Genomic DNA, 8,486 nt, shown 5'->3' with positions numbered 1-8,486 from the left:
AAAAACCCCCCCCCCCCCGCGCCCCCCCGCGCCCCCTCCCGCAAAAACTTTCAAAGGGGGGACGAGGGGGGAGATCCGATTTCTTCAACGAACGCGCCCCGGAGAGACAGCCATTGTGCGGTCTTTCCGGGGCGCTTGACGTTTCCAAAAGGAAGAAGCTTTAGGAAAGGGAGAGCGCGAGAGGGGAGAACCCTTTTGAAAGGGTTTCCCCTCTCGCACCTTCTTCTCTCTTCTTCCTAAGGTCCGATGTAGACCGGCGGCAGGTAGACGCGGATGCCCGGAGCCGGGCGCGGCGCGGGCCGGCAGGCGCCGGCGCGCCAGAAGGTCCCGGGCGGGCAGGCCGGATAGACCGGAGCCGGGTAGACCGGGACCGGGTAGACCGGGGCCGGATAATACGCCGGCGGCGGCGGCGGGTAATAGGGCAGGGGCATACAGCCGCGCGGACCGTCCCAGAAGTAGCCCGGCGGACAGGGCGGACGAGCCTCGGCATTTTGCGCCACGGCCACGGCCGCCAGCATGAAGCCGGCGAGCAGGCACAGACACAAAGCTTTTTTCATAACCTCTCCTCGGTTCGTGGCGCGCCCGGTCGCGGGGGCCGGAATCCCCGGCCCGAAGCTTCCCGGATGACGACGCCGCACGAAACGCATTTCGACGTCTGCTTCTTGGCACAACACCCGGGGATTGGCAAGAAGTCGCCGTCACGGGGCCTCGCCGACCAGGCTGATGCGCCGGATGACCTCCCCGACCTGCTTCTGGAGTTCCTCGAACCGCTGCCGGTTTTTCGCGCCGCCGGAACGCACGTACACGGCCAGGGCTTCGATGGCCTGGCGCTGGACCTCGTAAAAGCCGATCAGCAGCGACAGGTCCTTTTGCTCCTGGGGGTCAAGCCGCGCCATGAGCCGTTCCTTGAAGGCGGCCAGGACCAGATCCGCGTACCGGGCTTCCCCGGCCAGCCGCCGCACCGTTTCCTCACGGGGCAACAGCCGCTTCTCGTAGCGGACGGCGATGCCTTGCAGGCTCTCGTGGCCGAGCGCCAACCCCTGCCCGGCCAGCATGCCGATGGTCTGCAAAAAGACGTCCCGGGACGGGTCGCGGTCGGTCTGCCCCCAACCCGGGGCGGCCAGCACAAGGAGCAAGGCCGCGACAAGCGGCGCGAGATAGCGTGGACGCAACATCGGCGACTCCTGGTTTTCCCGCAATGCTACCGGGTTGCCGGCAAAAGGAAAAGACGCCTTGCCCGGAGGTGCTGCCGACGTCGCTGGCCTCTCGGGGGCTGGCGCGATACAAGGCGGGGCGAAACGGGCATGGCCGCCTTCCGGCCGTTTCCCGCCGACATCGGAACTATCATGGAACCGACGCACCTCATCGTACTCGCCATAGCCGCCCTGTGCGGCGGCTTCACCCAGGGACTGGCTGGCTTCGGCTCGACCCTCGTCGCCCTGCCCATGCTGGCCCTGGTCATGGACCTGCGGGTGGCGACGCCGGTCTGCTGCCTGCTGGCCGTCGCCCTGAACATCATCCTGACCGGCAAACTGCGCGGCCATATTGTCTGGCCGGCCCTGGCCCTTCTGCTCGGGGCCTCGCTGCCCGGCATGGCCATCGGGGCCCATGCGCTGCGCTCCATCTCCGACGTCTTCCTCAAAGGGGCGCTGGGGCTGACGGTACTGGCCTTCGTGGCCCACGCCCTGGGCCGGCGCGAAACCGGTCTCCGGGCCGGCACGGGTCTCGGTTTGCTGGCAGGGTTCACGGCCGGCTGCATGGGCGCGGCCATCGGGATCAACGGGCCCCCGGTTGCGGCCTGGATCTCGAGCCAGGGCTATGACCGCAACGGCGTGCGGGCCACGCTCACCGCCTATTTCCTGCTGGCCGGCATCGGCGTGGTCAGCGCCCAGTATCTGGCCGGGCTGCTCAATCGGGAAGTCTGGACCCAGACCGCCGTGGCCACCCCGGCCCTGGTGCTCGGGCTGGGGGCCGGCATGGCCTGCTGCGGCCGCATCGGCGAGCGCGCCTTTTCCCGGGTGGTGCTCGGCGTGCTCGGGCTTTCCGGCGTGAGCCTCATCGCCCAGGCGTTCTGGAGCGCTTTTGCGCGTTGACCTTGGCTTGCCCGGCCAAAACGGGTAGGGTCCCGCCACCGAGGAGGACTCATGGCCACGCTTCCCATGCCCGACCGTGACGCGATGCCGTCCGACGCCCAGGCGGTCTACGACCGCATGGTGGCTTCCCGAGGCCGCATCGACGGCATGTACCGCACGCTGCTCAACCACCCGGCCCTGGCCGCCTACGTGTCCGACCTGGGCACGTATTTCCGGTTCGGCCCGAGCGTGTTGCCGGCACAGGTGCGCGAGCTGGTCATCCTCTGGACGGGCCGCAAATGCGGCGCGGCCTACGAATGGGTCAAACACGCCCCGGTGGCGCGCCAGGCGGGCATCCCCGAAGCGGTCCTCGAGGCCGTGCGCCAGGGCAGGCGGCCGACGGGACTTTCGCCCGTCCAGGCGGCGGCCCTTTCCGCCGCCGACGCGGCGTTTGCCCTGGCGAGCATCCCCCAGGCGACCCAGGACATCCTCGAAGCGGCCCTGACCCGCCAGGGGCTTATCGAAATCGTGGTGCTTTGCGGCTTTTACCGCCTCATCGCCGGCGTGCTGTTCGCCTTCGACGTCCCCCTGCCACAGGGGGCGCCGCAGCCCTTCTAACCCGGGTTCGCGCGCCGCCCAGACCTCAGGCTGCCCGCGAATCCAGCCTTGCCGCCAGCACCATGTTCGTCAGCATCAATCCGGCCACAGGCCAGCCTTTTGCCAGCCATCCGTCCCACGACGCCCCGGCCGCGCGGGACGTTCTCGACGCCTGCGCCCGGGCCTTTCCGGCCTGGCGCGACACGCCGTTGACCACACGCCTTAAGGCGCTCAACCGGCTGGCCGGACTGTTCGAAGCCCGCCTCGCCCCCCTGTCGCGGCTGGCCGTGCGGGAGATGGGCAAAATCCTGCCCGAAGCCGAGGCCGAGGTGCTGCGTTGCGCCCGGGCCTGCCGCTTCTACGCCAGACAGGCCCCGCGCTACCTGGCCGGGGAGGCGTTTCCCTCGGAAACGGGCCGGCGCATGGTGGTCCTCGAACCCCTGGGCGTCATTTTGGCCGTCATGCCCTGGAATTTTCCCTACTGGCAGATCATGCGCGCGGCCGCGCCCATCCTGGCCGCCGGCAACGTCCTGGTCGTCAAACCCGCGCCGAACGTCATGTGCGTGGCCGAAGCCCTGCGGGAGCTTTTCGAAGAAGCGGAATTCCCGGACGGCACCTTCCGACTGCTGCGGGTGGAGGAAGGGCTCGTGGCCGAGGCCATAGCCCATCCGGCCGTGCGCGGCGTGACGCTCACCGGCTCGGCCCGGGCCGGGGCGGCCGTCGGGGCGGCGGCCGGGGCGGCCATCAAGAAGGCGGTCATGGAGCTTGGAGGGTCCGATCCCTTCATCGTCCTGGCCGACGCCGTGCTGGAGGACTGCTGCACCGCCGCCGAGACGGCCCGGATGCGCGCCTGCGGCCAGGCCTGCATCGCGGCCAAACGCTTCATTGTCGAAGCCCCGCTCCAGGCGGCCTTCACCGACCGGCTGGCCAAACGCCTCGCCGCCCATGTCCCCGGCGATCCCCTGGATCCGGGCACCACCGTCGGTCCGCTGGCCCGGGAGGACCTGCTTAATAACCTCGACCGGCAGGTACGCGAATCCGTCGCGGCCGGGGCGCGGCTGCTCCTTGGCGGAAAAAGGCTTCCCAGGCCGGGCTATTTCTACGCGCCCACGCTTTTGGCCGATGTGCGCCCGGGGATGCCGGCTTTCGACGAGGAACTTTTCGGACCGGTCGCGGCCGTGGTGGAAGCCGCCGATGCCGAGGACGCCGTGCGGCTGGCCAATGCCTCGCCCTACGGCCTCGGGGCCAGCGTCTGGACCGCCGACACCGAACGCGGGCTGGCCATCGCCCGGCGCATCGAGGCCGGCATGGTGTCGGTCAATGCCGTGCCCCGCTCCGACTTCCGGCTGCCCTTTGGCGGCGTCAAGCGTTCGGGCTACGGCCGGGAGCTGTCCCGGTTCGGGCTTACGGAATTTTGCAACATAAAGACCCTGGTCGTGGAGGATGCCTGATGCTGGAGCCGGACGCCGAAACCACGCGCCAGATGGCGCAGCTCGAAGCGGAACTCGCCGCCCTGACCGAACAGCGCGATGCCATGGCCAAACGCGTCCGCGAACTCATGGACGCCGAGGACGTCAGGGCCGGCGTGTGCTACGCCCAGGAAATATTCGCGGCCAAGCAGGAAAAGCTCGCCCTGGACACGTCCGTCGACATCGCCCGCCGCCGCCGCAATCGTTTGCTGCTGGCGTAAGAGGGTGAAAAGGAGAAGATGCGAGAGGGGGACCTTTTTTGAAAAAAGGGTCCCCCTCTCGCGCTCTCCCCTCCAAAAAACTTTCAAGGGGGGGGAGAAGGAAGCGCCACCGGGACAAAGATTTGTACCCACCCCGCCCCACCGCGACAGCGCCCGGGCCTTCGCGCCACACCAGCCTTGCCGGCCGCTGCGGCCCCAATCTCAGCAACCATACGAAAAAACAGTATTTTTAAAATATGCTCGTCGCCGGGTACAAAATCCTGGTCCCCGAAAGCCTGACTCGGGCAAGGGGGTACAAGCATTTTTACCGTTAAGGCCCTCCGCAAGCGCGAAAATCGGCTTTCGACGGCAAGCCTTTTCCCATAACATACCGTTATACAAGGATTCTACACAAAGAGGCAGACTTTGGCACAGCAGTTGCTGTAGAGAAAATATCCTTCCTCCGAACAAGGATTTTTCAGAGAGCGGCTCCGGGATGGCGACCCGGAGCCGCTCTCTTGCGTTGGGGGCCTTTTCCCGGCCGGATTGCCCCCAAAAAAAACGCCGCCCCGAACGGGACGGCGCAAGCGTTCCATGGACAGACGCGATCAGTGAACCGGATTCTTGGTGCGGCAGGCGCGCTCCACGCCCCAGGCCTTGTCGTCGGTATCGGCCGGCACGAGGTTGGTGAGCATGCAGTCCAGGGCGGCCTGCGAATATTTTTCGCAGCCCGGCTCCTTGGGGTTTTGAAAACGGCATTTGCAGGCCCGACGCATGAGCATGCCGCCGTCTTGCGAAGCGGCGCGCTTGGCGTTGATCATGACGCACTCTGCATAATTTTTCGGGCCGAAGCCCTGGGCCGAGGCCGCGGCGGCCAACAGGAAAACCAGAGCCGGCACCCCAAGGATGCTGGACAGCAGTCGTCTCATGTTTCCTCCTATCTCTGTTTTGCAAGAGGGGGAAACCCCTTACCAAGGGCCCTCCGCACTCTTCTGTTCGCAATTGCCTGCCGATACGGATGTCGCGCAAGCAACGCCTCTTTACCATGAAAAGTTTCCCCAGTCCGTTTTTCCGCTACTGCGGCTCCCAGGGCGCAGTGAGATTCTTGTGCGTCGGCTTCGGGGCCGGCGCGGCGCTCTTTCCCTGTCCGCCCCGGCGATGTTCCACTTTCGGGGAGACCAGGGCCGCATCCCGGGACCGGGCGGCCTTGCCCCCATCCTTGGCGGCCGGCGGCAGCACCGCGCCAAGGGCCGGCAGTCCCAGCCCCTTGGCCGCCGCCCCGTTGGTCGGGTCGATGGAAAGCGCCCGTTCGTAGGCCCGCGTGGCCTCCAACTTCTTGCCGGCAAGGGTGGCGGCCAGCCCCTCGTCCTCGGCCAGACGTGAAAGAAAAAACCGGGCGCGGGACCGGTGCGGGTCCACGGCCAGGGCCTGCTCCCAGGCGCTTTTGGCCAAGTTGGGCTTGCCGAGCCGCCGGTAGACCAGCCCCACGAGTTCCAGCGTGGCGGCGTTTCGCGGCTCCAGCTCCAGGGCGGCTTCCAGGTCCAGCCGCGCGTTGGCCGGCGCGTCGAGCATCCAGTAGGCCAACCCGGCCAGATGCAGGGCCAACGGGTCCTTGGCGGGCGCACCCCGGAGCGCTTCGAACTGGCCCACGCCGTCGGCCACACGCCCAGCGGCCAAGGCGGCCAGCCCCAGCCCGACCGTGGCCCGGGGATTGCCCGGATCGGCGGTGAGCATGGCGGAAAACCGGCTTGCCGCCACAACCGGCTTCCCCTCGAGAAGATCCAGGCAGCCCAGGGTCCACAGGGCGAACAGGTCGTCGGCCCGGGCGGCCACGGCCGCTTCGAGCGTCCGGCGGGCCTTGTCCGGCTGGCCGGTCGCGGCCTGGGCCAGGGCCAGCCGGGCGCGGGCGTAGGGGTTTTCCGGATCCCCGGCCAGCACCTCGGCAAAGGCCTGGGCGGCCTGGGGAAAGCGGCCCCTGGCCAGGGATTCCGTACCGTAGAAAATCAGGTCGTCGCGACGCATGGCCGCGCCCGCCGGAATTTGCGACGCAAGCAGGCAGGCGGACACGAGGAAGGGAATGGCAAAACGCATGGCCGGGGCTTGGCAAAGCGAGGCGGGCCTGTCAAGGCCGGGTATGGCCGGCCGGAAAGCTTTGGTGTAGGAATCGTCCTTGGATGATTGCCCGGACAAGGAGGCCAGCCATGAATCCCGTTTCGGCCCTCGCGGCGGCCATGATCGCCCTGTCCCTCGTTGGAGCGGGCTGCGCCGCCCGAAACGAAGCCCCGCCCCAGCCCATGAAGACCTCCTACCCCTCCCCGGACTATCCGCCCCAAAACGACCAGATAACGCCGATGCCCGCGCCGCGTCCGACGACGGCCTCCCCGGCCGCGCCCGTTGGCCGTCCGCTGGCCGACCAGCCCAGGCCAAAAGTCGCCGCTCCCGCAGCCGGGCCCGCGCCGGCCGGAACCAGCCCCGCGCCCTGTCCCCGTGCGCCCGATCCGTCCCGGCTTTTTTCGGCCATGGACAAGGACCACAACGGCCGGGTGACCCTGGAAGAATGGCGCAATTTCCACAAAAACGAATTTCGCCGCCTGGATAAAAACGACGACGGCGTGCTCACCCGTGACGAAATGGCCGCACCGCCGCCCCCGTCACCCGGCGGCCCGCACCCGTACGCGAAACCGTCCCCTGGCCCCTATCCCCAATGATCCGTGTACAAGGAGCTGCCATGTCCTCGCCCGTAGTGCCCCTGCCGAAGGGGTTCAGCTTTTCCGCCGCCGCCGCCGGCTTCAAACGCCCGGACCGGGACGATCTGGCCCTTATCGTCAGCGACGTTCCGGCCGCCGCCGCCGGCGTGTTCACCAAAAACCTGTTCCAGGCCGCGCCGGTGCTCGTGGCCAAGGATCAAATCGCCACCTCGGGCGGCCACGCCCGGGCCGTGCTCATCAACTCCGGCCAGGCCAATGCCTGCACCGGCCAGGTCGGCATCGACGACTGCCGGGCCACGCTGGCTCTGGTTGCCGGCGCTACCGACCTCTCGCCCGAGGACATCCTGCCGGCCTCCACCGGCGTCATCGGCGCACGGCTCAAAATGGACAAATGGAAGGCCGCCGTGCCGCAACTGGCGGCCAGGCTCGGCGAGACCTCGCCCGTGGCCGCGGCCAAGGCCATCATGACCACGGACACCTTTCCCAAGATCGCCTGGGGCAACCTGACCACCAAGACCGGCGAGGTCCGGGTCCTCGGCATGGCCAAGGGCTCCGGCATGATCGCCCCCAACATGGGCACCATGATCGGCGTGCTCCTGTGCGACGCCAAGGTCGGGTCGCTGTGGTGGCAGGAGGCCGTGGCCGCCGCTGCCGACCGCAGCTTCAACAGCATCACCGTGGACGGCGACACCTCCACCAACGACTGCGTGCTGGCCCTGGCCAACGGCGCGTCCGAAGTCGCCATCGACTCGGCCGAGGGCCGGCAGGCCCTCCTTGCCGTCCTGGTCGAGGTCTGCCAGGCCCTGGCCTACATGCTTATCCAGGACGCCGAAGGCGGCACCAAAATCCTGCGGGTGAAAGTGCACGGCGCGGCCTCCCACGCCGAGGCGGAACTGGCCGCCCGGGCCGTCGGCAACTCGCCCCTGGTCAAGACCGCCTTTTTCGGCCAGGACGCCAACTGGGGCCGCATCGTCTGCGCCCTCGGACGCTCCGGAGCCAGCTTCGCCGCCGAAGACGTGTCCGTGAGCATCGGCGGGGTGCCGGTTTTCACCAAGGGCATGCCCGCGAACGACGACCTGGACGCGCTGCTCGCGCCGCACATGAAACGCGGCGAAATCAGCCTCGATATCGAACTCGGCAACGGCCCCGGCCGCTACCTGCTGCTGGCCTCGGACCTGACCTACGACTATATCAAGATCAACGCCGACTACCGGACGTAGGCGGTGCCTCCGGCGGCCAGGAGGGGCTTTGCCCCTCCTGGACCTCCCCACCGGGGGGCGGGCGCGCCCCCCGGTCCCCCCATCCGGTTGGCTTTGGCCGGACGGGAGGCCTGGCTGGCGGGCGGCCAAGCGGAGGGAGAAGATGTTGGCGGCATTTGCCGGGACGGTGCATGCCGCTTCGCGGCAGGCTCACCCCGAACAAATGCCGCAGCCACCACGC

At 68.2% G+C, this 8,486-nt stretch carries 10 protein-coding genes; 6 read left to right on the top strand and 4 right to left on the bottom strand.

Annotated features, from left to right (window positions below):
- Positions 1 to 236: 236 nt before the first annotated feature.
- A complete protein-coding gene (locus tag ACMZ6R_RS19440) occupies positions 237 to 557 on the bottom strand; it encodes a hypothetical protein (RefSeq protein WP_416114606.1) in 321 nt (106 codons plus the stop codon).
- Positions 558 to 698: 141 nt separating this feature from the next.
- Entirely contained in the window at positions 699 to 1,175 is a 477-nt protein-coding gene (locus tag ACMZ6R_RS19435) for a hypothetical protein (protein ID WP_416114605.1), read from the bottom strand.
- 171 nt (positions 1,176 to 1,346) lie between these two features.
- Between ACMZ6R_RS19435 and ACMZ6R_RS19430 the strand changes: the two genes are divergently transcribed.
- The 4 genes from ACMZ6R_RS19430 to ACMZ6R_RS19415 all read left to right on the top strand — a co-directional run bounded on the left by ACMZ6R_RS19430 (position 1,347) and on the right by ACMZ6R_RS19415 (position 4,359).
- Positions 1,347 to 2,093: a sulfite exporter TauE/SafE family protein gene (locus ACMZ6R_RS19430; RefSeq protein WP_416114604.1), complete on the top strand. Its 747-nt coding sequence runs from the start codon at positions 1,347 to 1,349 to the stop codon at positions 2,091 to 2,093.
- Positions 2,094 to 2,144: 51 nt separating this feature from the next.
- Entirely contained in the window at positions 2,145 to 2,690 is a 546-nt protein-coding gene (locus tag ACMZ6R_RS19425; RefSeq protein WP_416114603.1) for a carboxymuconolactone decarboxylase family protein, read from the top strand.
- 62 nt (positions 2,691 to 2,752) lie between these two features.
- The gene (locus ACMZ6R_RS19420; RefSeq protein ID WP_416114602.1) at positions 2,753 to 4,120 is read left to right on the top strand and encodes an aldehyde dehydrogenase family protein; all 1,368 of its coding nucleotides are present in this window, start codon (positions 2,753 to 2,755) and stop codon (positions 4,118 to 4,120) included.
- On the top strand, positions 4,120 to 4,359 hold the full coding sequence (locus ACMZ6R_RS19415; RefSeq protein WP_416114601.1) for a hypothetical protein: 240 nt from the start codon (positions 4,120 to 4,122) through the stop codon (positions 4,357 to 4,359). Before ACMZ6R_RS19420 ends, ACMZ6R_RS19415 begins: the two co-directional genes overlap by 1 nt.
- 587 nt (positions 4,360 to 4,946) lie before the next feature.
- Here ACMZ6R_RS19415 and ACMZ6R_RS19410 read toward each other — a convergent pair.
- On the bottom strand, positions 4,947 to 5,267 hold the full coding sequence (locus ACMZ6R_RS19410; protein WP_416114600.1) for a hypothetical protein: 321 nt from the start codon (positions 5,265 to 5,267) through the stop codon (positions 4,947 to 4,949).
- Between the two features lie 145 nt (positions 5,268 to 5,412).
- Positions 5,413 to 6,528: a tetratricopeptide repeat protein gene (locus ACMZ6R_RS19405; protein ID WP_416114599.1), complete on the bottom strand. Its 1,116-nt coding sequence runs from the start codon at positions 6,526 to 6,528 to the stop codon at positions 5,413 to 5,415.
- Positions 6,529 to 6,539: 11 nt separating this feature from the next.
- Here ACMZ6R_RS19405 and ACMZ6R_RS19400 point away from each other — a divergent pair, with 11 nt between their 5' ends.
- Both ACMZ6R_RS19400 and argJ read left to right on the top strand, forming a co-directional pair.
- Positions 6,540 to 7,046, top strand: a complete 507-nt coding sequence (locus ACMZ6R_RS19400; protein WP_416114598.1) for an EF-hand domain-containing protein — start codon at positions 6,540 to 6,542, stop codon at positions 7,044 to 7,046.
- A 20-nt stretch (positions 7,047 to 7,066) separates the two neighbouring features.
- Positions 7,067 to 8,266: a bifunctional glutamate N-acetyltransferase/amino-acid acetyltransferase ArgJ gene (argJ, locus tag ACMZ6R_RS19395; RefSeq protein WP_416114597.1), complete on the top strand. Its 1,200-nt coding sequence runs from the start codon at positions 7,067 to 7,069 to the stop codon at positions 8,264 to 8,266.
- The last annotated feature ends 220 nt before the right edge of the window (positions 8,267 to 8,486 follow it).

The sequence above is a fragment of the Solidesulfovibrio sp. C21 genome, from assembly GCF_047785625.1.
Taxonomy (GTDB): domain Bacteria; phylum Desulfobacterota; class Desulfovibrionia; order Desulfovibrionales; family Desulfovibrionaceae; genus Solidesulfovibrio.
Note: the sequence above shows the minus strand (reverse complement) of the source record. Positions and strands in the feature narration are given on the sequence as shown.

Bases quoted from the DNA above. Each gene is read 5' to 3' on its own strand.
- ACMZ6R_RS19440 (WP_416114606.1), bottom strand. From the start codon at position 557: ATGAAAAAAGCTTTGTGTCTGTGCCTGCTCGCCGGCTTCATGCTGGCG.
- ACMZ6R_RS19435 (WP_416114605.1), bottom strand. From the start codon at position 1,175: ATGTTGCGTCCACGCTATCTCGCGCCGCTTGTCGCGGCCTTGCTCCTT.
- ACMZ6R_RS19430 (WP_416114604.1), top strand. From the start codon at position 1,347: ATGGAACCGACGCACCTCATCGTACTCGCCATAGCCGCCCTGTGCGGC.
- ACMZ6R_RS19425 (WP_416114603.1), top strand. From the start codon at position 2,145: ATGGCCACGCTTCCCATGCCCGACCGTGACGCGATGCCGTCCGACGCC.
- ACMZ6R_RS19420 (WP_416114602.1), top strand. From the start codon at position 2,753: ATGTTCGTCAGCATCAATCCGGCCACAGGCCAGCCTTTTGCCAGCCAT.
- ACMZ6R_RS19415 (WP_416114601.1), top strand. From the start codon at position 4,120: ATGCTGGAGCCGGACGCCGAAACCACGCGCCAGATGGCGCAGCTCGAA.
- ACMZ6R_RS19410 (WP_416114600.1), bottom strand. From the start codon at position 5,267: ATGAGACGACTGCTGTCCAGCATCCTTGGGGTGCCGGCTCTGGTTTTC.
- ACMZ6R_RS19400 (WP_416114598.1), top strand. From the start codon at position 6,540: ATGAATCCCGTTTCGGCCCTCGCGGCGGCCATGATCGCCCTGTCCCTC.
- argJ (WP_416114597.1), top strand. From the start codon at position 7,067: ATGTCCTCGCCCGTAGTGCCCCTGCCGAAGGGGTTCAGCTTTTCCGCC.